Origin of the sequence: Pontibacter chinhatensis (assembly GCF_900113285.1) — a bacterium.
Lineage (GTDB): Bacteria > Bacteroidota > Bacteroidia > Cytophagales > Hymenobacteraceae > Pontibacter > Pontibacter chinhatensis.
Genome location: NZ_FOOT01000001.1, coordinates 643,364 through 669,261, shown reverse-complemented (window position 1 = coordinate 669,261; position 25,898 = coordinate 643,364). Strand labels below are relative to the sequence as shown.

17 protein-coding genes are annotated in these 25,898 nt (G+C 52.8%); 10 read left to right on the top strand and 7 right to left on the bottom strand.

From position 1 onward, the window contains the following. Nucleotides 1–173: 173 nt before the first annotated feature. The 5 genes from BM040_RS02890 (at nucleotide 174) to BM040_RS02870 (ending at nucleotide 4,054) form a co-directional block, all read left to right on the top strand. Entirely contained in the window at nucleotides 174–644 is a 471-nt protein-coding gene (locus BM040_RS02890; RefSeq protein WP_245756075.1) for a thioredoxin family protein, read from the top strand. 35 nt (nucleotides 645–679) lie between these two features. Beyond that, a complete protein-coding gene (locus tag BM040_RS02885; RefSeq protein ID WP_092098829.1) occupies nucleotides 680–1,729 on the top strand; it encodes an FAD:protein FMN transferase in 1,050 nt (349 codons plus the stop codon). Nucleotides 1,730–1,734: 5 nt separating this feature from the next. Continuing rightward, nucleotides 1,735–1,959, top strand: coding sequence for a DUF4266 domain-containing protein (locus tag BM040_RS02880; protein ID WP_092098827.1), 225 nt, complete (start codon nucleotides 1,735–1,737; stop codon nucleotides 1,957–1,959). Continuing rightward, nucleotides 1,950–3,158, top strand: coding sequence for a DUF3570 domain-containing protein (locus BM040_RS02875; RefSeq protein WP_092098825.1), 1,209 nt, complete (start codon nucleotides 1,950–1,952; stop codon nucleotides 3,156–3,158). Before BM040_RS02880 ends, BM040_RS02875 begins: the two co-directional genes overlap by 10 nt. 152 nt (nucleotides 3,159–3,310) lie before the next feature. Continuing rightward, nucleotides 3,311–4,054 (top strand): phosphatase PAP2 family protein, encoded by a 744-nt coding sequence (locus BM040_RS02870; RefSeq protein WP_175490957.1) that lies wholly within the window; start codon nucleotides 3,311–3,313, stop codon nucleotides 4,052–4,054. On the opposite strand, the gene BM040_RS02865 is transcribed toward BM040_RS02870, so the two are convergent. Genes BM040_RS02865 through BM040_RS02845 form a run of 5 tightly spaced genes read right to left on the bottom strand, consistent with a single transcriptional unit; the run spans nucleotide 4,038 to nucleotide 11,952 of the window. Continuing rightward, complete coding sequence (locus tag BM040_RS02865) at nucleotides 4,038–4,766, bottom strand: phosphatase PAP2 family protein (protein ID WP_092098821.1); 729 nt, start codon at nucleotides 4,764–4,766, stop codon at nucleotides 4,038–4,040. The two genes, BM040_RS02870 and BM040_RS02865, sit on opposite strands and share 17 nt — an antisense overlap. Nucleotides 4,767–4,773: 7 nt before the next feature. Next, nucleotides 4,774–5,907, bottom strand: a complete 1,134-nt coding sequence (locus BM040_RS02860; RefSeq protein ID WP_092098819.1) for a VIT1/CCC1 transporter family protein — start codon at nucleotides 5,905–5,907, stop codon at nucleotides 4,774–4,776. A gap of 30 nt (nucleotides 5,908–5,937) precedes the next feature. Then, nucleotides 5,938–7,056, bottom strand: coding sequence for an efflux RND transporter periplasmic adaptor subunit (locus BM040_RS02855; protein WP_245756074.1), 1,119 nt, complete (start codon nucleotides 7,054–7,056; stop codon nucleotides 5,938–5,940). Between the two features lie 31 nt (nucleotides 7,057–7,087). Next, nucleotides 7,088–11,458, bottom strand: coding sequence for a CusA/CzcA family heavy metal efflux RND transporter (locus tag BM040_RS02850; RefSeq protein WP_092098814.1), 4,371 nt, complete (start codon nucleotides 11,456–11,458; stop codon nucleotides 7,088–7,090). Between the two features lie 11 nt (nucleotides 11,459–11,469). After that, nucleotides 11,470–11,952, bottom strand: a complete 483-nt coding sequence (locus BM040_RS02845; protein ID WP_092098812.1) for a hypothetical protein — start codon at nucleotides 11,950–11,952, stop codon at nucleotides 11,470–11,472. Between the two features lie 553 nt (nucleotides 11,953–12,505). Here BM040_RS02845 and BM040_RS02840 point away from each other — a divergent pair. From BM040_RS02840 to BM040_RS02830, 3 genes are all read left to right on the top strand, one after another. Next, nucleotides 12,506–14,212 carry an ArnT family glycosyltransferase gene (locus BM040_RS02840; RefSeq protein WP_092098810.1) on the top strand — a complete coding sequence of 569 codons (1,707 nt, stop codon included), beginning with the start codon at nucleotides 12,506–12,508 and terminating at the stop codon, nucleotides 14,210–14,212. A 339-nt stretch (nucleotides 14,213–14,551) separates the two neighbouring features. Then, nucleotides 14,552–17,089, top strand: coding sequence for a cation-translocating P-type ATPase (locus tag BM040_RS02835; protein WP_092098808.1), 2,538 nt, complete (start codon nucleotides 14,552–14,554; stop codon nucleotides 17,087–17,089). Between the two features lie 672 nt (nucleotides 17,090–17,761). Then, on the top strand, nucleotides 17,762–18,715 hold the full coding sequence (locus BM040_RS02830) for a sugar phosphate isomerase/epimerase family protein (protein ID WP_092098806.1): 954 nt from the start codon (nucleotides 17,762–17,764) through the stop codon (nucleotides 18,713–18,715). Nucleotides 18,716–19,206: 491 nt separating this feature from the next. On the opposite strand, the gene BM040_RS02825 is transcribed toward BM040_RS02830, so the two are convergent. After that, nucleotides 19,207–19,935 carry a LytR/AlgR family response regulator transcription factor gene (locus BM040_RS02825; protein WP_092098804.1) on the bottom strand — a complete coding sequence of 243 codons (729 nt, stop codon included), beginning with the start codon at nucleotides 19,933–19,935 and terminating at the stop codon, nucleotides 19,207–19,209. Beyond that, nucleotides 19,904–20,941 (bottom strand): sensor histidine kinase, encoded by a 1,038-nt coding sequence (locus BM040_RS02820; protein WP_092098802.1) that lies wholly within the window; start codon nucleotides 20,939–20,941, stop codon nucleotides 19,904–19,906. The genes BM040_RS02825 and BM040_RS02820 overlap by 32 nt, the downstream gene beginning before the upstream one ends. Nucleotides 20,942–21,197: 256 nt before the next feature. Between BM040_RS02820 and BM040_RS02815 the strand changes: the two genes are divergently transcribed. Then, complete coding sequence (locus tag BM040_RS02815) at nucleotides 21,198–22,112, top strand: ABC transporter ATP-binding protein (RefSeq protein WP_245756073.1); 915 nt, start codon at nucleotides 21,198–21,200, stop codon at nucleotides 22,110–22,112. Further along, nucleotides 22,109–25,699, top strand: a complete 3,591-nt coding sequence (locus BM040_RS02810) for an ABC transporter permease (RefSeq protein ID WP_092098800.1) — start codon at nucleotides 22,109–22,111, stop codon at nucleotides 25,697–25,699. The genes BM040_RS02815 and BM040_RS02810 overlap by 4 nt, the downstream gene beginning before the upstream one ends. Nucleotides 25,700–25,898 lie beyond the last annotated feature (199 nt).

Here is a 25,898-nt window from a genome sequence, read left to right as displayed (position 1 = left end):
CAGGAAAAAAAGAATTGCGATTGAACACAACAGCAGCAGGAACACCAACGTTTAAACCATACAAAGCACCGCATACTTTCCTTAATGAGGCACTAATCTCTACACCTTGATTTTATAGTTCGCTTGTACCTGCCGTAGGACTGGCTAACTATGCTAAAATTAACTTGGTGTCTATGAAACGTCTCCTTTCCCTCGCTTTGCTGTGGGTGCTTCTCCCGCTCACTTTTAACGCTAAAGCTCAAACCAAACCGGACAAAACAACCTGGCAGCATAATTATGAAGCAGCGGCCAAACAGGCTGCGCTGGAGCATAAGCCTATCTTAATGGTGTTTGCCGGCTCCGACTGGTGCAAGCCCTGCATCCTGCTGCGCAGGGAAGTATGGGATTCCCCGGAGTTCCGGGACTATGCCCACGACCACTTCGTGCTGCTGGAGCTGGACTTTCCCCGGTTTAAGAAAAACATGCTCCCGGCGGAGCAGGCCAAGTATAACGAGCAAATGGCCAGCCGCTATAACAAGGAAGGCGTTTTTCCGCTGGTGGTGCTGACAGACGAAAAAGGGCAGGTGCTGGCAAAAACAGGCTACCAGCCCGGCGGACCAGAAAAGTACATAGCCCATCTCGAGCAGCTACTGCATCAAAAATAACCAAGCCGGCCGCTTTCTGAGCGGTTGTACTTCTTATGGCAAAAACAATCCATTTATCAATGCTGCTGCTGTTCCTGGCGATCAGTGGTGTGCAGGCGCAGGACCTGAAGACGGAGAAGAAGGTGCTTTTGCTGATGGGCACGCGCTTTGAGCTGGTGGCGGTGTCGGAGGATGAGGCGCTGGCAAACAAGGCCATAGAGGCGGGTATAAAAGAAATACAGCGCATTGAGGCCCTCATCTCGGAATGGGAGCCTACCTCACAAACCAGCGCCATCAACCGGAGCGCCGGGGGGATGCCCGTACCGGTGGACGAGGAGTTGTATGAACTCATCCGCCGCAGCCTCCGCATTTCAGAACTGACGGGAGGGGCTTTTGACATCAGTTGGGCGGCGGCTGACAAAGTATGGAAGTTCGACGGCTCGATGAAAGAAATGCCCGCACCGGAAGCGGTGGCCAATTCGGTCCGCCACATAGGCTACAAAAAGATACAACTTATACCCGAAACCCACAGCGTATACCTGACAGAAAAAGGAATGAAGATCGGCTTTGGCGCCATCGGAAAGGGCTATGCTGCCAACCGGGCACGTGATGTGATGCGGGGCATGGGCATCCGGGGCGGCGTCGTAAATGCAGCCGGCGACCTGATAACCTGGGGCAGGCAGGCGGACGGGCAGGCCTGGTACATCGGCATTGCCGACCCTGCCGAAAAGGACAAAGTGTTTTCCTGGCTCACCGCCAACGAAACTGCCGTAGTCACTTCGGGTAGCTATGAAAAATACGCCGAGATAGACGGCAAACGCTACAGCCACATCATCGACCCCCGCACGGGTTACCCTGCTACTGGCCTGAAGAGTGTGACCATCATTTGCCCCGATGCGGAACTGGCCGATGCCCTGGCAACGGCAACCATGATACTGGGCCGTCAGGAAGGGCTATACCTTATCAACCAGCTTAACGGGGTGGAGTGCCTCCTGATCACCGACAAGAACGAGATAGTAACCTCCGATAACCTGCACCTGCATTACTACAAGAGCAAGCCGCAGGCTCCAAAAACGGCAGCTGCCGTGAAAACTTCTAAACTTTAACCGGCATGAGGAATATAAAAACGCTCATACTTTTGGGTATTACCTTTTTTCCGGGCCTGCTCAGCAGTTGCGAGGTCGTGAAGCCATACCAGAAAACCTACCTCAACGAGGAGGAGATGAGACTGAGTGCCCGCAAGCTGGAGGTGTTCGAAACGAATTTTCAATCGTACCGGGAAGGTGCCTCCGGCGCGAATGGTGGTAAAGTGGGAGGGGGGTGCGGATGCAACTAAGGTATATCGGGCTGATGGTGGCCTGCACGCTGGCTTCTTCAGCCGTAGCGCAATCGCCTGCAACTTCTGCACCGGCACGTCGGGTTCGTAAGCTGGAGGACACCGAGGTGAATATACTGGGCAGCTACTATAGCCAGGACGGCGACCACTCCCCGGTTACGGGAGGCGTCGGCACAGAGCAGCTGACTGATGTGTCACCGGTTGTGATTGTGAATGTGCCGCTGGACACGGTGACCAACCTGAACGTGCACTTCGGGATGGATTTTTACTCTTCGGCCTCTACCGACAACATTGACTTTAACGTGTCCTCCGCCTCAAAATCAGACCTGCGCACCCACCTGAACGTGGGCATCAGCAGGCGTAACAGCCTCTCCCGGGTTACCAAAAGCCTGACGCTGGGCGCCTCCACAGAGTATGATTACCAGTCTTTCTCGTTGGGGGCCACCTGGGCGAAAGAGTCGCGGGACGGGAACCGGGAATTCAGCCTGGGAGGAATGGCTTTCTTTGATACCTGGAAACTTATCTACCCGCAGGAGCTCCGTGGCAACGGAGAGTTGGTGAATACCGACAAGCGGCAATCCTATACCCTCTCGGCCACCTTGTCGCAGGTGCTGACCCAGAAAATGCAGGCTTCGCTGTCGGCGGATATCGTGTACCAGTCCGGGTTGCTGTCCACGCCGTTCCACCGGGTATACTTCCGGGAGCAGGAGTTGCCACGGGTGGAGCAATTGCCAGACCAGCGCCTGAAGTACCCGGTAGGCCTGCGGGTGAACTACTATGTGAACGATTACCTGACCACCCGTTTCTTCTACCGTTTCTACAGCGACAACTGGGGGGTAACGGCAAACACCGTGGAAGTGGAGACACCCATTAAGTTCGGGCCTTTCTTCTCCTTTTACCCCTTTTACCGCTTCCATAACCAGAGCGCGGCCGATTACTTTGCCCCCTTCCAGGAGCACAGTCTGAGCCAGGAGCTCTATACCTCCGACTACGACCTGTCCGGTTTGAGTAGCCACAAGGCTGGTTTGGGTATTCGTTATTCTCCTTTAACCGGTATTGGAAATGTCGGATTGCCTTTCTCGAAGAACAGGGCGCATTTAAAAGGCATCGAAGTACGCCTGGCCAATTACTGGCGCAGCGATGGGCTCAGGGCCTTTATCATCAGCACGGATTTGAATTTCACGCTGCCCGGTAGATAGGTATTTTTATGAAACCACCTCACGTTCGCCATAAGGTCTGCCATTCAGTTTCCCTGTTGATTTTATACTTCTTTTTTACCTCTGTTAAGCTACAGGCGCAGGTATTACCCCCGCAACCAGACACCACTGCTGCTTATTTTTCAAATGCAGGTATGGGGCTTCCCGTCGCAGCAGCAATTGCAACCAGAAGAAGGACGGTGCTTTCGCCGGTGGCCAAAGGAGCCGCTGTGCTGGTGGCGGGAGCGGGTATCTGGGTGGCAACCTTTGCCTGGGGCGATGAACCTTTGCAACAGTATACCCAAAGCCATCGCACACCTACTTCTGACGCGTTGTCTTCTGTTGTGCAGCCACTGGGGAAACAGGGGTATATGGCACCCCTTGCCGGTGCCGCCTTTGCCGGAGGGGTGCTTTTAAAGGATGAAAAGCTGCAAAAAGCCGGTCTGCTCTCATTAGGAAGTATACTTATCAGCGCCGGCGTGACTGGTACCCTTAAGAACCAGTTTCACCGCTACAGGCCCAGCGACACAGGGGAAAACCACTACTTTGATGGGCCTGTTCATGCCTCAGCCCATACGTCGCTTCCCTCTGCGCACACGGCCACAGCTTTTGCTGTGGCTACTTCTGTTGCGGCCGTATATGGGCCAGAACACAGGTGCGTACCGCCTTTAGCTTACGGAGTCGCTACCTTGGTGGGGCTGTCCCGCATCCATGATAATGCCCACTGGACGACAGACGTGATGGCGGGCGCCGTGGTAGGCTACCTGTCGGCGAAAGGGGCTAATTACCTCTACGACATGGCCAGGCTGCAGAGGAGGATTCACAAGCAGCGGCGGTTGCTGATTATGCCACAACCGGGTATACAATCAGGAAGTGTGAGTGCTACGCTTGTTTTTTAGCTGTCGTCACTGCTTTGCTGTTTGCCTGCATTTTATACTTGCTTACATAAAAGTGCTCAAGCCGACTCATCAGGAACAAAGATAAAATCAACCACAGGATACCTGCCAGATAACCCGCCGCAACGTCTGTGGCATAATGTTTATGAAGGTAAATGCGGCTAAAGCCTACCAATATTACAGCCAGAGTGAGGAACACCGACAGCACCCAACGCCAGGTTTTGTTCTTCACGGTAGTCCAAATGATGTAAAGAAGCAGGCCATGAAAAACACCCCCGTTCATGGTATGGCCGCTCGGAAAGCTGAAGCCCATTATTTCCCAGGGAGCAAATTCGGGTCTGGGGCGCTCATAATAGTGTTTCAGGAACTCGTTTAACATGGAAGTGGTAAAGGTAATGATAAGGACCCGAAGCCCGTTCCAGCGCATGTCCCGGTAAAGGGAGAACAGCAAGGCAAGTATGGCCGGCATGATGACCAAATATCGGGCGGAGCCCAGAAAGGAAAAGACATGCATCGCGCGCGTCATGGCAGGGGAGGCGATACTGTCTGTAAAGGTAAATAGCATGGCATCAAAACCGGTGTCCCGGTCAGCGAATACATCATGGATGAGGTGGAAGAGTACCAGCAGGCTGACCACAAACAGCAGGCTGATCAGCAGGAACTTGACCGTGAGCAGGGCCACCAGGTGCAGTATGATTCGCTGAAGCCCTTTCATCTGCTAGCTATCCGGCAATGCTCACGCCAAGCAGTTTACCGATACCAAAGGTGATAGCCGCTGCGGCCAGCCCAAAAAGCACCTGCCGGAAACCCGAGAACCAGATGCTTTTGCCAGTAAAAAGCGTAATGGCAGCCCCAATCACAAACAAGCCGGCCGCACTGAACCCCAAGCTTTGGAAGATAGCCGCGTAACCGGAAGTATAGAAAAAGGGAATTACCGGCAGGATGGCTCCGATAGCGAACAGGATAAACGAAGCAATGGCCGCTTCCCAGGCAGAGCCTTTCAGTTCCTCGGCGTTTATGCCCAGTTCCTCCTTCACCAGTATTTCATGGGCGTGCTCGGTGTCCTGTATGGCAGCGTCCGCCATTTGATGCGCCTGTGCTTCAGGTATACCTTTGGCCATGTAAATTAGGGCCAGTTCGCGCTTTTCGCCTTCCGGATTCGTTTCAATTTCGAGCATTTCGAGTGCCATCTGCCGTTCATACAGTTCCTGCGAGCTCTTCACCGAAATCCACTCGCCCAGGGCCATCGAGAGCGCCCCGGCCAGCAGACCGGCCATACCTGCCAAGAGCACGCCGCTTTGCCCTTCGGTAGCACCGGCCACCCCCATTACCAGGCTCATGTTGGAGACCAGCCCATCGTTGGCGCCCAGCACAGCAGCACGCAGCGCGTTCCCGCCAATGGTGCGGTGCTTGCCTTCGATGCGGGAGAGATGCTCGCCGGTGACCTTGCTCTTGTTATTGAGCAGCGTCTGCAGGATTTTCACGTGGTTCGCTTCGTCCCCGGAAATGGGGATGTGGCTTTTCTCTTTTTGCGTCAGTTGCGCGTTGGTAATGCTTTTCTCGGTATCCAGCAGCACGCCAATCACATAGCCATACCCGAAAACCTTACCGATACGGTCCAGCATACGGGCGCGCCAGGAGGGCGGAGGCAAGGCGATGGCTATCCCTTTGCTGCGCAGGCCAGCTTCCATCTTCGTGACGTGCTCGTGCTCAATGGCACCCAGTTCCCGGAACATGCTGGCAATGGCCGGCACCTCTTCCGCCGCCGCGATACGTTCGTACAGAAAAGCAGCATCTACCTCTGTTTGCAGACTGGCAGTATATTTTTTATCTGGAAGTATGTCTGTTGCAGCCATAGAATATCGATGATGTTAAGTAGAGGACCTTTACTCTTCCTCTTTGTTTTTCAGCTTCATAAGCAAAGCATAAGCCCCGCTGGTGACGTAAGTCTGGCTTTCAGGGTGCAGGGTTGCGCTCGGCAGCAGGGCCGTATAGCCGTGTTCCGAATTGCCGGTCTGAGCTTCTACCATTTCGTAAATGCTGCTATCCCGCACCGCGAAAACGTACTGCTTGTTGCCGTAGCGCACAATGGCCTCGTCGGGCAAAGTATAAGCCTCCTTGCTCTGAACCTCTATTTCCGCATTCATGAACATGCCAGGCACCAACGACGGGTCTTCCTTCTCCAGATGACAATGCACTTCCACCGCCCGGTCGCCGGTGACATCTTTGCCGATGTAAATGATTTTGGCCTTATACTTTTTCTCCGGCTGATTAGCTCGGTGTGCCAGCACTTGCTGCCCGATGTCCAGTTTATCCAGGTCCTTCTCGAACACGGTGAGCATCAGGTGCAGGTCGCGCGGGTCCACTAGCTCAAACAACACGTCCGTCGGCACGACATACTTGCCGATGTTCACATTCACTTTTGTAACGTAGCCGTCGACAGGGGAGTAGAGGCGCATGGTGCGGGTGAGGGTACTTTCTGTTAGCCGGTTGGGGTTGATGCCTGTCATGCGCAACTTTTCGGCCAGCGCTTGCAGCAACACCCGCTGGCTTTCATAGTCGGCCTGGGTTTGCTGGTATACTTTGTCGCTGGTGGCTTTGCTTTGGTTGAGGTCGCGCTGACGGGCATATTCCTGCTCCAGGTACGCCAAGCGGGCTTTGGCTGTCAGGTAGTCCTGCTGCAGCTCAATGTAGGCCTGGTCTTCGAGTTCGGCCATCAGCTGCCCCTTTTTCAGGTGCATGCCGGGGAGCAGGGTGGTCTTTTTAAGGTATCCGCCCAGTGGAACGCTAACGGAGATGGCGTTTTGTGGAGGTGCTTCCATCACGCCGTTTACCTGCAGTACCGTTGAGATGATTTTTTGCTCCGGCTTGCCTGTCTCCAGCCTGGCGTTTTTGCGTTGTGCCGGGGTGAGCTGTACCAAGTTTGCCTCCTGCGGCTTTTCACCGGCGGTTGATTCGACCGGCCGGTCCGTGCCGCAGCCTGCCAGCAAACTAAGTAGGACCATAAGATAAATATGAAATGTTTTTTTCATGGCATTACCAGCTTCGGGTTAAGGCGTTGATTTCAAGTATACTCAGGTTGTAGTTTCTGACGGCGTCGAGGTAGTTGGTCTGCAGGGTGATGGCCTGATTAGTCAGCAGCACCCACTCCAGGTAGTCAATCTCACCACCCCGGAATTGCTCGTCGGCTGTTGAGAGGATAGACGCAGCATTGGGCAGGGCCGTCTGTTCGAAGTAGGAGAGGTTTTCCAGGGCCAGTTGGTATTGTTCCAGCGCCTTTCGCAGTTGCGTTTCCATACTTAGCTTGCCGGCCTGGTAGCTGTTGCGACTAACTTGCTCCTGCACCCGGGCGGCCTGTATCCGGGACTTCTGCGCACCAAAAAACAGCGGAAGCCCCACACCAACCTGCACGGCAGAAAAACGATCCGAGGAGGTATAGTTTCGCTCTACCCCATCCACAGTCTGCAGTCCTTTGATACTTTGGTTGCTGTAGCCTACCTGCAGCCCGGGCAGGAGCTTGGCTTGTTCCACTTTGGTCTGTGCCTGACTTACTTCCTGCTGTTGCTGTAACAGCTTCAGGTATGGGTGTGCGTCCAATACTGCCGTATCATCGGTGGCAGGTAAAGTCATTTTCAGCGGATGTGCAGCCGGAATGTACATCGTGTCTGTTTGGAGCAGCAACTGAAACTGCTGCTGAAGGCCGGCCATTTCCTGTTGCAGCTGCTTGAGTTGTATACTTACCTGCCCGCGCTGCGTTTGGGCCGTGTTTTTCTCCAGGATGTTGCTGGCCCCTTTTTCAAAGCGAAGCTCGGCGTTGCGCAGGAAGATGGCGTACAGGCTGTCCGTGCGGACCAGCAGCTTTTGCTTTTCGCGGGCATAGAGCATGTCGTAGTATACCCGCGTCACCTGCCATTGCAGTTCAAACGCGGTGAGGTCTGCCTGCAGCACGCGCTGCTGCCACTGGCGCCTGAGCAGCTGCTTTTGCTGTTTGTATACCGTTGGGAAATCGATGCTCTGCACCACGCTGAAGCGGGTATCGTTGTAAGCTGTGTTGAACTGCCCGTATTCCCCGGCTACCGTCGTTTGCGGAATGTCCCAGGCGGTCCCCTGAAGCTTCTGCTGCGAAACTGCCTGCAGCCGCTCGTTCTGCAGGGTGATATTCTGATGGAGTGACTTGGCAATCGCCTGTTCCAGCGTAATGGGCTGCTGGGCTACCGCCAGGTTCGGAAGCAACAGGAGGAGCATGACGCTGACACTGGTCGCGACCGGCTTGTTCACTGGTTTGTCATGGTGTGCCGCCTTCTCAAAAAGGATGTAAAGCGAGGGCAGCACGAACAGGGTAAGCAGTGTGGCGACAATCAAACCGCCAATCACCACTGTGGCCAGCGGGCGCTGTACTTCGGCCCCGGCCCCCATGCTCAAGGCCATCGGCAGAAAGCCCATGCTGGCCACGCTTGCTGTCATCAGCACCGGGCGCAGGCGCGTTTTGGTGCCTTCCAGCACAATCTCCTGCAGGCTGAGGCCTCCGGCCAACCGCAAGCGGTTAAACTCAGCCACCATCACGATTCCGTTGAGTACGGCCACGCCAAACAACGCAATAAAACCTACCCCCGCCGAGATACTAAAGGGCATGCCTCGAAGCCACAGGGCAAAAATACCGCCGATGGCTGATAGCGGGATCGCCGAGTAAATGAGCAGGCCGTAGCGCACGGAGTGGAAAGCAAAGTATAGCAGCAGGAAAATCAGCGCCAGCGAGATAGGTACAGCCACTGTCAGACGGTCACGGGCGGCTTTCAGGTTTTCAAATTCGCCGCCGTATACCACGTAATAGCCGGGCGGGAAACTTATCTGTTGCGCTACTTTTTGCTGCAACTCATCTACGATGCTTTGCACGTCGCGGCCCCGCACGTTGAAGCCAACCATAATGCGGCGTTTGGCGTCCTCGCGCTGTATCTGGAAAGGACCTTCCTGCAGCTGTACATCCGCCAGCAAGTATAGCGGCACCTGTTGCCCGGATGGTGTGGGGACGAGCAGGTTTTGCACATCGCGCAGGTTCTGCCGCAGTTCACCCTGCAGGCGCACGGCCAGGTCGAAGCGCCGCTCCCCCTCAAACACCAGACCGCTGCTGACACCGGCAAAAGCGGCATTTACGGTCCGGTTGATGTCGGCGATATTGGAGCCGTGCTGTGCAATACCGGCATGGTTATACTTGATCACAATCTGCGGCATGCCGGTAACTGTCTCCACATAAAGGTCGGTGGCCCCTTCCACCGTGTTAACTAGTTCGCCCAAACGGCCGGCATAACGGGCTAGTGTGTCCAGGTCCTCCCCGAATATCTTGCAGACCACATCCTGGCGGGCGCCCGTCATCAGTTCGTTAAAGCGCATCTGCACCGGGTACTGGAAGCCGGCCGTTATACCAGGCACATCCTGCAGGGCATGTCCCATTTTCTCGGCCATTTCGTCAAAGGAGGTAGCCGAGGTCCATTCAGCTTTCGGCTTCAGGATAACCATCATGTCGCTGGCTTCAATAGGCATCGGGTCGGTCGGTATCTCGCCGGAACCAATCTTGGTCACCACCTTCTCCACCTCCGGGAATCTATCCAGCAGGATACCGGCCGCCTGCTGGGTCGAGCGGATGGTCGTATTGAGGTTGCTGCCCGTCAGCACGCGGGTGTCCACGGCAAAGTCGCCTTCTTCCAGCGCAGGTATAAACTCACCACCCAGCGACATGAGCAACAGTACCGCCGTGATGAAAAGTATAACTGCCCCGGCAATGATCGTCTTAGGAAACTCGATCACTCGGCGCAGTTGCTTCTGGTAAAAATGCTCTATCCTGGCCATGATCCTATCAGAGAAAGAAGGTTTGTGGCTGATTTGCTTGCTCAGGAAAAGCGCGCTCATCATCGGCACGTAGGTCAGCGAGAGAATGCCGGCACCAATCAGGGCGAAGGAAACGGTTTGCGCCATGGGGCGGAACATCTTACCCTCTATACCCACCAGCGCCATGATGGGCAGGTACACGATCAGGATGATGATCTGCCCAAAGACGGCGCTGTTCATCATCCGGCTGGCCGAATGCTGCACCGTATCGTCCATCTCGGACTGAGTGAGGCGGGTGGCCGTGGCGAAGCGCTTGTTGGAATGAAACGTATGGAGCACTGACTCCACGATGATCACGGCACCGTCTACGATTAGGCCGAAGTCCAGCGCACCCAGGCTCATCAGGTTGCCGCTCACGCCAAAGGTGTTCATCATGGTGACGGCAAAGAGCATGGCGAGCGGAATAACGGAGGCCACGATGAGGCCGGCGCGTAAGTTTCCCAGGAACAGGACCAGTACAAAAACCACGATCAGGGCGCCCTCCAGCAGGTTTTTCTCCACCGTGCTGATGGCGTTGTTCACCATCTTGGTCCTGTCCAGGAACGGTTCAATGACCACACCCTCGGGCAGGGATTCGCTGATTTGGTCGATGCGGGCTTTTACGTTTTTGATAACTTCGTTGCTGTTGGCGCCTTTCAGCATCATCACGACGGCACCGGCCACCTCACCCTGGTCGTTGTAGGTCATGGCGCCGAAGCGGTTGGCATGGCCATAGCCTACCTCCGCCACATCGCGCAGGTAGAGGGGCGTGCCACTCTCCGTGTTTTTCACGGCTATACTTTTGATATCTTCTATACTTCCCAACAGGCCCTCGCTACGGATAAAGAGCACGGCTTCGCCTTTGTCGATGTAGGAGCCGCCGGTGTTCTGGTTGTTATTTTCCAGCGCCGTAAAAACGTCCGAGATGGTCAGGCCATAGGATTTGAGCCGGGAGGGATCGATGGCAATTTCATACTGCTTCAGATAGCCGCCAAAGCTGCTCACATCCGCCACGCCGGGCACCCCCAGCAACTGCCGCCGCACAATCCAGTCCTGAATGGTGCGCAGTTCCATGGCGTCATACTTGCCCTCGTAACCCTTTTCGGGCCGCACCACATACTGGTATATTTCCCCCAGGCCGGTGGTGACGGGCCCTAACTCGGGGGTGCCCACGCCTGCCGGTATCTGCTGCTGCACGGCCTGCAGCCGCTCTGCCACCTGTTGCCTGGCCCAGTACACATCTACCCCGTCCTCAAACACAATGGTTACCAGCGAAAGGCCGAAGCGGGAGAAGCTGCGGATCTCTTTTATACCCGGAATGTTGCTGTTAGCCTGCTCTACAGGGAACGTGACCAGACGCTCGATATCCGGGGCACCCAGCGAAGGCGCCACCGTGATCACCTGCACCTGGTTGTTGGTAATATCGGGCACTGCATCGATGGGCAGCCGCGTGAGGTTGTAAACGCCCATCACGATCAGCCCAATCACGAAAAGCCCTATGATGAGCTTGTTCTGTATGGAGAATGATATGATTCTGTTCAGCATCGCTGGTAAGCTTAATCATCGTCGCTCTCGCTGCTGTTCACTTGCTGGCTCAGGGGCTGGCTGCCACTTAACTCCGTGTGCCTGATCTGGCCACCTAAGTACCCGACGCGCGCCATGGCTGCAAATGCCACTAATGTGAGGATAGTAGCTAAACCAAAGGGTACCCTGGAAGAGGAGCGGTACTGCAGCAGCAAAGCAGCCAGGGAGGCTATACCCGCAGCGGCCATCAGCGAGATCGCTAACTCAGCAGCTTCTTCGTGTTCTTCCATGGCGCTCTCCGATATGCCTGTAACATTTTCAACGCGCTCTTCGGCAGGTTCCCCGGTCAGGTATACTGGTACGGCCATAATCGTCGTGGCTACGATGATGATAGCCGCTACTGCTTTTATTGTTTTCTGATTTAGCGCCATGCCCCACAGCATGACGCCCGCGCCGATCAGGGTACCGACAATTGGAAAATGATTCAGCAGCAGGTGAATGTGAGTTAAGTCCATGACAGTGCTTTTATAGGAAGGGCCTTTGTGTGCCTTTGGTGAGGGGTTGAAAAACCGTCAGTTGTAGGGCCGGTTTTTAGCCGGACCAGTAGTCAGCTGCCACTCCTCCTTTCAGAAGGATGCTGGCGTTGAAGCAGCCGAAGAAGTTGCAGGCTTTGCCGTGCTATGGGGTTACCGGGCTGTAAGTAACCAGGGTACATGACCCCGGCATCTTCAAGTACATGCTATATATTTCCCGGCTTTGTTTTGCCCATCTGTTGTTGATGAACAAAATAAATGTACGAGAGTAAAAGTAAATTGTAAATGACAAAAGTCATATTCTAAAATGCCTGTGTTCTATTATCTCGAGATTGTAATAAAGTATAGCAGGCATAAAGGCTTAATTGGGGAGCTGGCGTAGCAATTGGTTCTGAGTTCTACTACGGAGAGAAGTTGCCCATATGGTGTACATTCTTTGGTACCGCTCAGGAAGCGGAAGGCACACCGAGTAGGGGGTTAAAGGAGTATGAGAAGAGAGAGTAACTATGGCGATGTAAAGTATAAATAGACAGTTTTGGCGGTTAAAGTGGAGGGTACAACACTATTCCTTAAAACCAGAGTGCAGCTGGCGCTCCTTGGTTTTATTGTCATACTTACTTTTTTCCTGCACCTGGGCATGGCGGCTCCCAGTATCATGGAAGCCCGCAATTTTATTACAGCCAGGGAGATAACGCAGAACAATGCATGGCTTATTCCCACCATGAATGGACATGTGCGTTTAGCAAAGCCGCCGCTACCTACCTGGATTACGACGCTGGCTGGTTTAGGAGCCGGAAATATGGAGAACCTTGCCGCTTTGAGATTCCCTTCCTCGGTAATGGCCAGCCTCACTGTCTTTTTCCTTTTTTTTCTTGCTCGGCTGCTTTCCGCCGACCGTCTTGTGCCGTTTCTTGCCGCTTTGGTGCTTGCCTCTTCTTTTCTGTTCATCAATACCGGTCGGCAGGCTACCTGGGATATTTACTGCCATAGCTTTATGTTGGGCGCTATATGGCTGTTGGTATCGGCCGTTCAAAAGTCCGGAACCTCATTCGGTTTGTTTGCTGCGAGCGGTATACTTTTGGGCTGTTCCTACCTTAGTAAGGGACCGGTGGCATTCTTTGCCCTGTTGTTGCCCTTCATGCTGGCTTACGGTTTTGCTTTCCCGCTGCAGGCTGTGCGGAAAAAACGAAGCGGACTGCTGCTGACGCTGGTCGTATGTGTGCTTGTCGGTTTCTCCTGGCCGATGTATGTCTACCTTATGGAACCTGGAGGGCTGAGCCATACTGTTTCCCAGGAAAGCATTGCCTGGGTAAACCGGCATGTCAAGCCAGTCTGGTACTACTGGGGCTTTTTCGCACAATCCGGCATATGGACGCCTTTTGTTATAGCAGCCATGGTTGTGCCCTATGCAAGCCGCAGGGTGGCCAGGTATGGGAATTACCGGTTCCTCCTCTCCTGGATTCTCCTCACCCTGCTTCTGTTATCCATACTACCAGAAAAAAAGGAGCGCTACTTGCTGCCTCTGCTTATACCTATGGCGCTGCTTACAGCGCATTACCTGCGCTACCTGAATTCTGTTTTTTCTGAGAAATGGTTTTCCAGGTGGGAAAAAGCAATTCTGGTGACAAGCGGATACCTCTTTGCCCTGATAGCCTTTGCCGTACCCATCTACACGTTCTTCATGTCTTATACTTTGCGGGGTGAGGCGGAAGGACAGCAGGTCGCCGTGACATTGTTGTTTTTGCTTCTCGGAATAGCAATTCTGGTACTAACAAGAAGTCATCACGTTACTTGTTTAGTGGTTGCGGCTGCCTTGCTCAATGCCTTGGGGTATGTTTTCGTGATGCCGTATTACCTGGAAATGAAGGCGCTGAGCGGTAAAAGGGAAGGTGTGCCCGAACTGGAGGAGGTGAGGAATCGGGCCGAATTAAAATCAATGAAGTTTTATGCCATAGATGGAATGCGCCCTGAAAATGTTTGGGAAGTTGGCAAAACGGTGGATACACTCAAAATCTCAAACGGATACCTGCAGCTTCCGGTAGCATTGCCCGCTGCTATCTTTTCGCTTTCGCCTTTACCACAGACAGTGCTTCCTGATTCGGGCACTTGTTTATACTTTGTCGGCCAGTACCAGTACATGGATGATGTGAAGGACAAGGAATATCACCTGTACATACTTTCCAGGAATATAATCGAAGCCGAAGCACCAGTAAGCGGCATGGAGCAATTACCGACTGACTGACAGCTTGTGTATACTTCTGATGATGCCTGATTTGCTTCTGTACCGCTGCTGGGATAGCTGCCATTCCCGGATTATGAGCGCGAGCGTATACACCGTAAACGAAGCCGATGCCCCATACTTGGACTACCAGTAATCTGAAATATGTAGGCTTACCAGCACCCGGGTAGCTGCCAAATGCAGACGGGCTTATTACCTTGATAAGGTATTCAACTACTGCAGCCTTGCGGCATTTGATAGCGCATATTCGTAAGAGGTTGTAAAAAAGTAAGCAGCTCTTTCACTATGATGGCCAATAGTGCCTGTCTGCTGCAGCGAAAGTATAGTTTAACTCTCCTTCTCATGGCTGACGTAAAAACGCCGGAACACACCATTCATATTCAGGGGCTGAGCACAGACCAGGTTCTCGCGTCAAGGGAAAAGTATGGACTAAACCGGCTGGAGGAACGCAGGGATAATGCGTTTTGGGCAGCTATCAAGCGATTGGGGGAGGAGCCGATGGTGATCTTGCTGCTGGTCGCCTCCCTGATTTACTGGATAAGCGGCGACATCGGCAACAGCATATTTCTTGCCGCTGCTATTTTGATGGTAGCCGCCATATCCCTGTACCAGGACTCCAGAAGCCGAAGTGCATTGGAAAAACTGCGCAGCTTCACACAGCCCAACTGCAAGGTAATCCGCAACGGGAGGGTGGAGGAAATCAAGAGCGAGGAACTGGTGGTAGGCGACAGCCTGATGGTGGAGGAAGGGGGCTTGATTGCGGCAGACGGCAGTATCGTGCAAGCGAACGATTTCTCGGTGAACGAGTCGATCCTGACAGGGGAGTCATTGGCTGTGTTTAAGGACCAGCACCAGGAAGACCACTATGTTTATCAGGGTACCACTGTAGCCAGCGGTCTGGCCATTGCCACGATAACCGCCATTGGCAACGACACGAAGCTGGGCAGGATTGGCAAGAGTATGGAAATTATAGCGGAGGAGGTGACACCGCTGGAGCTGCAGATCAGTAGCTTTGTCCGGAAAATGGTGCTGCTGGGGGCGGTGGTGCTGGTTATCGTATGGGCGATCAACTTCTTCCATTCCTACAACATGCTCGACAGCTTGCTCAAGTCCTTAACCCTAGCCATGAGTATCCTGCCGGAAGAAATCCCGGTGGCCTTCACCACCTTTATGGCCCTGGGCGCCTGGCGCCTGATGCGGCTCGGGATTGTGGTGAAGCAAATGAAGACGGTGGAGACCCTGGGCAGCGCCACCGTTATCTGTACCGACAAGACCGGTACTATCACGGAGAACCGGATGCACCTGGACCGGGTTTTCGCGCTTGCCTCCCACCGGCTTTCCCGCCTGCAGGAGGAACTGGACGAGCATGATAAGGAGCTTATCCGGGTGGCTATGTGGGCCAGCGAGCCAATTCCGTTCGACCCCATGGAACTGTCGCTGCACGAGGCTTACAAGCAGTTGGCGGCAGCAGATGAAAGATCCCGCTATAAGATGGTGCACGAGTACCCGCTAGGGGGGAAGCCCCCTATGATGACCCATGTATTCGAAGACAGCCAGGGCAGGCGCGTGGTGGCATCGAAGGGAGCACCGGAAGCATATTTTGCTCTGGAAGGCCTCTCGGCCGATGAGAAGGCGGAGGTGGAGGGTGTGATGCGTGAACTGGCAGGAGAAGGCTATCGTGTGCTGGGTGTGGCGGAGGCAACCTGGGAAGGGAGCCAATTCCCGGACACGCAACAGGAACTGCCGTTTGTCTTCAAGGGCCTCGTCGCGTTTTACGACCCGCCCAAGCAGGGTATACAGGAGGTGTTCGAAGCCTTCTACGCGGCTGGGATAGAGGTAAAGATAGTCACCGGGGACAATGCCGCCACAACCGCCGCCATTGCCCGTCAGGTCGGTTTCCGGGGCTACGACAAAAGTATGTCAGGAGATGAGCTGGTTAACATACCCGAAGCGGAGTTGCCAGAGCGGGTAATGGATACCAAGGTTTTTACAAGGATGTTCCCGGAGGCCAAACTCCGCATCATCAATGCCCTGAAAGCAAAAGAGCAGGTGGTGGCCATGACAGGGGACGGTGTGAACGACGGGCCAGCTCTGAAGGCAGCCCACATCGGCATTGCCATGGGCCGGAAGGGGGCTGAAATAGCCAAGCAGGCTGCCTCGCTCATTTTACTGGAAGATGATCTGGGCAAGATGGTGGACGCCGTGGCCATGGGCCGGAAGATCTATGCCAACCTCAAAAAAGCCATTCAGTACATCATCTCCATCCACATCCCAATCATCCTGACAGTGTTTATCCCTCTGGTGCTGGGCTGGAAATTCCCCAATATATTCTCCCCGGCACACATCATCTATTTTGAGCTGATCATGGGGCCGACCTGTTCCATCATCTACGAGAACGAGCCAATCGAGAAAAACATCATGGTGCAGCGGCCCCGCAAATTCTCCCAGACCTTTTTCAACTGGCGCGAGCTAACCACCAGCATCGTACAGGGCCTGGTAATCACGGCAGGGTCTTTATCCATTTACCAATTCGCCGTGCAGCAAGGGTATAACGATGCCCTGACCCGTACCATGGTCTTTACCGTGCTGATCTCGGCTAATATTTTTCTGACCCTGGTCAACCGCTCTTTCTACTATTCGGTGCTCACCACCATAAAGTATAAAAACAACCTGGTGCTGCTGATTATTAGCGTAACCACCGCGTTGTCGGGCCTGTTACTATACGCAGATCCTTTAGCGCGCTTTTTTGGGTTTGTTTCCTTAACTGGAGCGCAGTTGCTACTGGCCGTAGTCGCTGGGTTTGTTTCTGTGATTTGGTATGAGGCTGTGAAGTGGATGAAAAGGCAAGATAACCCAGTTAAAACAGAGATCACTAAATGAAGCGTACATCCAACTGCTGGGGACTCCTTACTCTAAGAGGTACTTCATAATTGCAGCTGGTGTGGTGAAAAAGGCTGTCCATGGATTGATTTGAAACATTAGGTAATATTTATCAGCTTAAGTGTCTGTATTCTGGGTCTCATTTTTCGTGATGTAAAGTCAAATATGTGATGTAAAGTCAAATATTTTGAAGAGGGTCAATCCAGACATCAAAGTTTTATAGAAATTAACTTAATGATGTTGAGTGAGTCTTGTTTGGATTAAAGTCCCTAACGGATAAACCTTTAAAAGAAGGGTGTCCAGCATAAATTAACTTTTACCTCTTAACCCTTCAATCCTGCTTTGCTTCCCTTACCATAGATTAGCAAATAGAGAAGCTGTACGCCGTTAGGCCCAGCCGTAAGCAGAAGCTTGGATAGCTATGTGCCGCCCACACAGCCCCAGCATGCCGTGCTGTTACAATTATTCCCTGTTACACGAGGTTAACCACTTCATCCGCGAATTCCTAAACTTCAACGAAGGTGGCTTTGGCAGAAGACTTGTAAGAGATGGGGAAGCGCAGCAGAAGTATAAAACATGCCGCTGGAGTGGCGGTTTCGCTTGCTTTTTCGGGAATATTGGCTTAATTTAATGTACGTTTCCTACTGCATCTCTCACCTTAAACTATAACCAATGTCAACAGATCGTCGCAGGTTTCTGCAGCAGCTGGGCAGTGCCGCCGCGGGCCTGGCCGGAGTTTCCCTTTTAGGTCCTGATGTCTTTGCCGCACAGCCTGCTAAAAAGCTTTTCTTTAAGATTTCTCTCGCGCAGTGGTCGCTGCACAAGTCGCTGTTCAACAAGGAAATAGACACGCTGGACTTCCCGAGGCTGGCCCGCGAAGTATACCAGATAGAAGCGGTGGAATACGTCAACCAGTTCTTCAGAGACAAAGTAACCGACCAGCAGTACCTGCGCCAGCTCCTGACCCGCAGCCAGGACCATGGTGTGGTGAACCACATGATCATGATTGACGAGGTAAGCGACCTGGGTGATGCTGACCAGAGCAAGCGCCTGAAAGCCGTGGAGGTGCATAGCCGCTGGGCCGATGCCGCCAGGTTTCTGGGTTGCAGCATGATTAGGGTAAACGCCTTTGGCGCCGGCAGCAAGCAGGAGGTAAAAAACGCGGTCGTAGACGGGCTGGGGCGGCTGGGCGAGTACTGCCACCAGATTGGCCTGCAGCTGGTCACCGAAAACCACGGCGGCCTGTCGTCGGATGCCGAGTGGCTGGCCGACGTGCTACGGCAGATAGACAAGCCCTACATTGGCTCCTTGCCGGATTTTACTAACTGGTGCCTTCGCCGCGAGGGACCCGGCTTCTGGGGAGGCAAATGCCTGGAGGAGTACGACCCCTACAAAGGTGTGGCCACTCTGATGCCCTTTGCCGCCGGCGTCAGCGCCAAAGCCTTCGACTTTGACGCCAAAGGCAATTGCCTGGACATCGACTACACTAGAATGCTCCGGATTGTGAAAGACGCCGGCTACACCGGATACATCGGCATCGAGTACGAGGGGGAGAGCCTTCCGGAAAAAGAGGGTATCCTGAAAACGAAAGCCCTGCTGCAGCGCGTAGGGGCCAAGCTGAGCTAAGTAAAGGGCATGCGCTGTAGTAGCGCCCTGCAAAGGGCGGTCAGCACAAATTTCATAACGTAACTTTAAAGTATAGAACGCAATTTCGCTGTCTTTACCGCTGACTGACTATAAGAGAAGCTGGCCGTGTTGAGTCTTTCACAACCTTGTAGTTTTGGTAGTGGGAGGAGAGGTCCCGGCAGTGATCGGAGCAGCCGCTTTCTCGCCATTCTGCCAGCCGTATCACTGTCTAGAAAAAAGTGTACCCGCCTATGCTGGCCAAGCATGTTCGAGCTCTTGTTTAGTTGGGCAGGGAGTTGAGGATATGAACGCTGGTGCAGGCTTGGAGGCGGAGCCGAAGCTCGAGGAGCGAGAGGAACTCCATTAAGCCCTCCAGCAGGCAGACCGTGTTGGCGCCGCGACTGATATAGGTGATATCCTTTGGGGAAGAGGAGCCCTTAAACCAGGCATTGCGCAGCTCATTATAGGTGTTACGTCCTATCTGTTCGTATTTAAGTCAAGCCTCTTAATTTTTTGTAAAAGCTATCACTGTAGGTATCACTGATCGGGATGATCTGATCTGCAATTCTGATCCTGTTCTTCTCTATGTGGTCTATCTTATCTATGGCCACCAGGTAGGAGCGGTGCACACGGGCAAAATCTGGGGCAGGCAGCAGCTCTTCCAGTTTCGCAAAGTTCAGGAGCGTCATGATTTTCTCCCTGGCTGTATGGATGCGCAGGTAGTCTTTCATGCCTTCCACAAATATTATATCACGGGTCGCTATCTTCTGAATGCGATGGCCTACCTTCAGGAAGAGGTAATCCTGCTCATGATTTGACGCTGCTTTCGTTTCTTTCTTTTCAGGCTGATGCAGGGGGCTTTGTTCCTGGTACAGCCGCAGCACACCTTTGTAGAACCTTTCGAAAGAAAAAGGCTTCACCAGATAATCTTTTACTTCCAGTTCAAAGGCTTTCAGGGCATACTGTTCATAGGCTGTTGTCAGGATGATCATCGGCTTGGGGTTCAGCATCGGTATAAAGCTAAGCCCGTCCAGATCCGGCATGTTGATGTCCAGGAAAAGCAGGTTCGGCTTGTCTTCATTCAGTTGTGCCGCCGCTTCCAGGGGGCTCATAAAGGTGCCTTTCAGATCCAGGAAAGGGACTTTCGCTATATACTCTTCCAGTATTTCCTGCGCCAGATGCTCGTCATCAATTATATAGCAAGTGAGTTTCTCCTTCATGAACCTTTAATGGCAGACCGTTAATCTTTAAAGTTACTGTAAATATTTCATCCAAGTTGCTGATTTCCAGGTTGTGTTTGCCCGGATACAGCAAAGTCAGTCTTTTCCGGACGTTTGGCAGGCCTATACCGCCAGGTTCTTCCAGCGTATTCGCCGGGCTTTTACTGACCGGGTTCTGAATACGGAAGATGAGAGTGCTCTCTTTTATGGTGACGTGCACCTTGATATCACCCGGTTCCAGTCGTGCAGGACTGTGTTTGTAGGCGTTCTCCATCAGGTGAATGAATAACAAGGGGGCAATTTGGCAGGAAACTGTGTCTCCCTCAATAGCCAGGTCCACAACCGGGCTTTTCTTATACCGGAGCTGCTGTAAGCCCACATAATCCTGCAGGTACTTCATCTCCCTGGAAAGCGGTACCGTGGGTGCATTGGATTCATAGATCATGTAGCGCATTAAAGAAGCCAGACGCAAAACGGCCTCCGGTGCTGCGGGCGCCTGTTTGTATACCAGTGTATGGATGTTGTTGAGCGTATTAAAAAGAAAGTGCGGGTTGATCTGTGATTTCAGATAATGCAACTCGGCCTGGACTGCTTGTTTTTCCAGCTGCTCTTTCTTGATGGTATTCAGCACGAGGTTCTCTGTTACCCTGGCAAGCCAGCTAAGAATAAGAAAAATCGGCACAATGGTCACGAGGGCCATGGCATAGTAGCCGAGGTTAGGGTTCCAGTTATCCTGTTTGTTGTAATGCGTCAGCTGAAACAGGAGAGGCCCGGTGAAGATAATAGCTACTAGCTGGCTTAAGTAAGCACCGCGCTTTCTTTTACCTGAAAAGCGGGTCAGGAGAAAAAAATGGCTGTAAAAAACATACAGGCATGGCAGAATGAACCCAACAGTTAAGCGAAACCAGTTGGAGCTATCCTGACTTAGCTGGAGGGCTACCAGCAGGCCAAACAGAATCCAGAGACCGATGTGGATCAGCGTAAATACCTTCTTAATTCTATTCATTATACAAAGATATTTTATCCGCTCACTCCCTTATCACCTACTCGGCCATAGCCCTGTCTCCATCTACGAAACCTCCTGTTGCCTCTGCCAGTGCTTTGGCGGAAGCATAGCAGCCCTTTGTAGATTACTTTACGTCAGTAGCATATTGCTTTTTGCCTTCCCATCCCATGCTGTTTCCTTTATTAGAAAATGAAAGGGAAGCATCTGTAAAGTGGCTTCGCTTTTCTAATGAAAAGCTCACTAACAAATCAGAACTATGGAAAATCAGCAAATCAGCCTGTCTATTCGCAATGTCTCTAAGACCTATGCAAACGGTGTGCAGGCACTACGTAATGTTTCGCTGGATATTCCCACAGGCATGTACGGCCTACTGGGGCCCAACGGGGCGGGCAAATCTACCCTCATGCGCACGCTGGCAACACTGCAGGAGCCTGACAATGGCCAGATATTCCTGGAGGGAATCGATGTCTTGAAACATAAAGAAGAGGTGCGCCAGATGCTGGGGTACCTGCCACAGGAGTTTGGAGTCTACCCCGGGGCGAGGGCGGAAGACCTACTGGATTATTTCGCCGTGCTCAAAGGCATCACCAGCCGGGCTTCCAGAAGAAAAGTGGTAGCTGTCCTGCTGAAACAAACCAATCTTTGGGATGTACGGAGGCAAAAGCTCGGCGGCTTTTCCGGGGGGATGCGGCAGCGCTTCGGGGTAGCAGTAGCCTTGCTGGGAAATCCGAAGCTGCTCATCGTGGATGAACCTACGGCAGGCCTGGACCCGACCGAGCGGGTACGCTTTCTCAACCTGTTGAGCGAGCTGGGGGAAAACAGCGTGGTAATTCTCTCTACCCACATCGTGGAGGATGTCTCGGAACTGTGCACACACATGGCCATCATCAACAAAGGGCGGATACTGCAGGAAGCCGAGCCATTGAAAGCAGTGAAGGAACTGCAGGGGATGATCTGGCGCTGTGTTGCTGAGAAAAGGGCGCTGCCGAGTTTGGAGCGGGAGCATCAGGTAATCTCTACCAAACTGCTAGGCGGTCGAACGGTGATACATGTTTACAGCGAAGGAGATCCTGGCAACGGCTTTGAACTAGTGCAGCCAGACCTGGAAGATGTCTACTTCACAACCATGGCAGGATGTAATCGAGCACAGGTAGAAGGGGTACGGGTATGATACGCTGGAAGATCTTTCGCTTTGAGTTCGTCTACCAGCTAGGGCGCATCTCCACCTGGCTCTGTGTAGCTGTTCTGCTTGCCTTAACTTTTGGTATGAGCCAGGTTGTCACCCCCGGCGACGGCGTCTACCCTAACAATACTTTCCTTATTACGGCCCTTACCGCTATTGGCATCCTTCTCTGGCTTTTGATGGGTGCATCCATCGCTGGCAAGGCGGCAGCCCGTGACGTGCAGGAACGTATACATCACCTTATCTATACCACCCCTGTTTCGAAGCGTGACTACCTGTGCGGCAAATTTCTGGCAGCCTTTGCGGTAAATGCACTGCTGATACTTTCTTTGCCGGTAGGTATACTCCTCTCCTTTTACCTGCCAGGTACGGAGCATGGAGAACTGTTGCCTTTCAGGCCATCGGTATACCTGAATGTATATTTCCTGATTGCCTTACCGACAGTCTTTGTAACAACAGCTTTGCAGTTCACGTTCGCGGCGCTTAGCCGGAAGGTAATGACAAGTTATCTGGCCAGCCTGCTGCTAGCCATTTTCCCTCAGCTGATTGCCATGTCAGCGGCAAAGCTCCTTGGGAACTGGGACCTGGTAGAATTGCTCGATCCGATAGGCGTTGCAGGACTTATAGGCAGCGAAATGCAAACATGGACGGCACCAGATAAGAATACACGATTGATTGCGCTGGAAGGAATGTTTCTTCTGAACCGCATTTTGTGGCTTGGTGCTGCTACAGGGGTGCTATGGCTTACTTTCCGCCGCTTCAGTTTTACTAATCCCGTAACAAACAGCTGGTGGAGTCGCTTTGAAAAGCGGCCGAAACCACAGGCCGAAACATTTGCTGAAGTAGTGGTGTCCGGAGCAGACACGATTACTGTTCCTCATGTTCAGCGCAGCTTCGGCTTTGCCACCCAGCTCTGGCAGCTTCTTACGATGACGAGAGCATCTTTTGGGATGGTAGCCAGGAATCCTGTAGGATTTACGCTGGTGGGCGCCATTGCCCTGGCCTCTGCTGTGTTTGGCTTCAGCATTATGACAGAGAATGGGATTCCGCTGCTCCCGACCACCCAGCAGGTGATCGGCTACCTGGCCGCTCCTGTAGGCAACGTCTCTTCTCCCTGGGTTGTAATCCCGCTGCTCATCATGTATTTCGCGGGCGAGCTTGTGTGGCGTGAGCGGGATGCAGGCTTGGGTGATGTGGCTGATGCAGCACCGGTACCGGATTGGGTCCTTTTCACGGGCAAGTTCATGGGCCTGGGACTCATCATCCTTGTCTGGCTGGTACTGCTCATGGCCTGCGGCATAGGGATGCAGTTAATCCTGGGCTACGATACATTTGAGATGGACCTATACTTAAAGACTCTCTTAGGGCTTCAACTCGTAGACTACGTGCTCTTTGCCCTGCTTGCCCTGGTAGCACACGTTGTGGTGAATCAAAAACACATTGGTTACCTGGTGGCACTCCTTGTTTTCAGCTTTATAGCCTTCCCCTCCAAGTTCGGTGTGGAGCACAGTATGCTCATCTTTGGAGCGGATCCGGGATGGTGGTACACCGATATGCGTGGTTTCGGACCTACACTTGGGCCGTGGCTGTGGTTTAAACTATACTGGACTGCCTGGGCCTTACTGCTTATCGTGGGGGGAAGGCTGCTTTGGGTACGGGGAAAGGAGCAAAATCTGAAACACCGTCTTCGGTTAGCGCAGCGACGCATCACGCGCCCAACTGCCTGGGTGACCATGATCGGAACAGGGCTTGTTTTTACTACAGGGAGCTTCATCTTCTATAATACCAATGTGCTGAACGAGTACACAAGGGACGCTGACATCATAGAATGGAAGGCTGAATACGAACGGCGCTACGGCCAGTACAGAAATGTCACCCAACCCCAACTTACGGCTACAAAGCTGCAGGTTGAACTTTACCCGGACCAACAGGAAGTCAAAATCCGGGGAGCGTATACACTTGTGAATAGGAGCACAGTAGCCATAGACTCCATACATTTAGGAAGCGAACCGGGAGCTGAATTAGGTGAAGTAAGCTTCATTCGGCCAGTCGCAGAGGTACTGATAGACAGAAAGTTCGGTTATCGCATTTATGCACTGAAAGAGCCACTGCTGCCGGGAGATTCGCTACAGGTAGACTTTGTAGTGCACTATAAACAGGTTGGTTTTCGTCACAGCGCCACAAAGCCCTTGGTGGTGGAGAACGGTACCTTCTTTACAAATTACGACCTGCTCCCTGCCATTGGCTACCAACGCTACAGGGAAATCAATGACGCCTACAACAGAAAAAAGCATCAGCTTGCAGCGCGCCCCGCATTACCTTCTCTCTATGATCTGGATGCACGTAAAAAGCCTTTCAGTACAGATCAAACGACCTTTGAAGCCATTGTAGGCACCGCTATGAATGAAATAGCCGTTGCGCCGGGTGTTCTGCATAAAGCCTGGGCAAATGATGGCCGTCGTTACTTCCACTACAAAACAAATGCTCCTATTGGTAGTGAGTACGCCATCCTGTCGGCTAATTATAAGGTGACGGAGTGCAAATGGAATGATGTTGCGATCAGGGTCTATTCTCATCCCGACCATAATCAAAACATAGAACGCATGCTCCGGAGCGTAAAAGCTTCACTGGACTACTATACCGAACAATTTGGCCCTTACCCTTTTGAATTCTTTACGCTGGTAGAGAGTGCCGGTCCTGGGGGAGGAGCAAGTGCAGATGCGGGCATCGTATACTTTGGAGAGCAGTATGCCCTTTTGAACCCTGATGACAGTCCCGGTGGCTTCGACCTTCCCTATTATATAATGGCGCATGAAATGGCGCACCAGTGGTGGGGCTTGGCCAGATTAACACCGGCCTACGTTGAAGGAGCCGGTGTACTGATCGAGAGCCTTTCAGTATACGCCGGCATGCAGGTGCTGGAAAAGAAGTATGGGGACAGTCACTTGCGGCAATACGTGAACTATCTGCATTCCTCTTACGCTATGCCCCGATCACTGGTCTCTGCTTCCCTGCTTCAGGCAAACGAGGAGTTTTTATATTATAAAAAAGGGGGGCTCGCTTTGTATGCCCTAAGTAAGTATATCGGGAAAGATAAGGTCAATGGTGCACTTCGGAGCTTGCTCCAACGTTGCACATCAGGAGAACTACTCTTGCCGACTACGCTGGATCTCTACGAGGAGCTATATCAGGTAACCCCCGACTCCTTAGATTATCTGTTAACCGACCTGTTTAAGGAGAATACATATTGGCGCCTCAAAACAGAACAATTCGAGGTAGAGGAAACGAAAGCGGGCAACTGGCTGGTAACCCTGAAGGTGCAGGCTCAGAAGGTGGTAGTGGACAGTGCAGGCAACGAACAGGACATACCGATGAATGACTGGTTGGAAGTTGGTCTCTATGAGGAGGGCAAGGGGCTGAACGAGCCACTCTACCTGCGGATGCACCGCATCCGGTCCGGCGAGCAGTTTATAAAAGTGACCGTTCCGCGAAAGCCCGGAAGCGGAGGCATTGACCCTAACAAGCTGATGATTGACGTACGGCTTGAAGATAATGTAATGCAACGGGACGGGTAACCAAGTGCATGCGCATTCCCTTTTGCAGTAGTTGATTCTATTCTATCGATTATAATGGCAAAGGCAAGATTTCTAATGACCTATACACGGGTTTACAGGAATTAGAAATAACAGGTCTGCGAATATAGGTTATGTTACCGAACCAAAAATGCCGCTCTGGTTTTCCTGGAGCGGCATTATTTGGTTGTAGTAGATCAAA

Bases quoted from the DNA above. Each gene is read 5' to 3' on its own strand.
- BM040_RS02890 (WP_245756075.1), top strand. From the start codon at position 174: ATGAAACGTCTCCTTTCCCTCGCTTTGCTGTGGGTGCTTCTCCCGCTC.
- BM040_RS02885 (WP_092098829.1), top strand. From the start codon at position 680: ATGGCAAAAACAATCCATTTATCAATGCTGCTGCTGTTCCTGGCGATC.
- BM040_RS02880 (WP_092098827.1), top strand. From the start codon at position 1,735: ATGAGGAATATAAAAACGCTCATACTTTTGGGTATTACCTTTTTTCCG.
- BM040_RS02875 (WP_092098825.1), top strand. From the start codon at position 1,950: ATGCAACTAAGGTATATCGGGCTGATGGTGGCCTGCACGCTGGCTTCT.
- BM040_RS02870 (WP_175490957.1), top strand. From the start codon at position 3,311: ATGGGGCTTCCCGTCGCAGCAGCAATTGCAACCAGAAGAAGGACGGTG.
- BM040_RS02865 (WP_092098821.1), bottom strand. From the start codon at position 4,766: ATGAAAGGGCTTCAGCGAATCATACTGCACCTGGTGGCCCTGCTCACG.
- BM040_RS02860 (WP_092098819.1), bottom strand. From the start codon at position 5,907: ATGGCTGCAACAGACATACTTCCAGATAAAAAATATACTGCCAGTCTG.
- BM040_RS02855 (WP_245756074.1), bottom strand. From the start codon at position 7,056: ATGGTCCTACTTAGTTTGCTGGCAGGCTGCGGCACGGACCGGCCGGTC.
- BM040_RS02850 (WP_092098814.1), bottom strand. From the start codon at position 11,458: ATGCTGAACAGAATCATATCATTCTCCATACAGAACAAGCTCATCATA.
- BM040_RS02845 (WP_092098812.1), bottom strand. From the start codon at position 11,952: ATGGACTTAACTCACATTCACCTGCTGCTGAATCATTTTCCAATTGTC.
- BM040_RS02835 (WP_092098808.1), top strand. From the start codon at position 14,552: ATGGCTGACGTAAAAACGCCGGAACACACCATTCATATTCAGGGGCTG.
- BM040_RS02830 (WP_092098806.1), top strand. From the start codon at position 17,762: ATGTCAACAGATCGTCGCAGGTTTCTGCAGCAGCTGGGCAGTGCCGCC.
- BM040_RS02825 (WP_092098804.1), bottom strand. From the start codon at position 19,935: ATGAAGGAGAAACTCACTTGCTATATAATTGATGACGAGCATCTGGCG.
- BM040_RS02820 (WP_092098802.1), bottom strand. From the start codon at position 20,941: ATGAATAGAATTAAGAAGGTATTTACGCTGATCCACATCGGTCTCTGG.
- BM040_RS02815 (WP_245756073.1), top strand. From the start codon at position 21,198: ATGGAAAATCAGCAAATCAGCCTGTCTATTCGCAATGTCTCTAAGACC.
- BM040_RS02810 (WP_092098800.1), top strand. From the start codon at position 22,109: ATGATACGCTGGAAGATCTTTCGCTTTGAGTTCGTCTACCAGCTAGGG.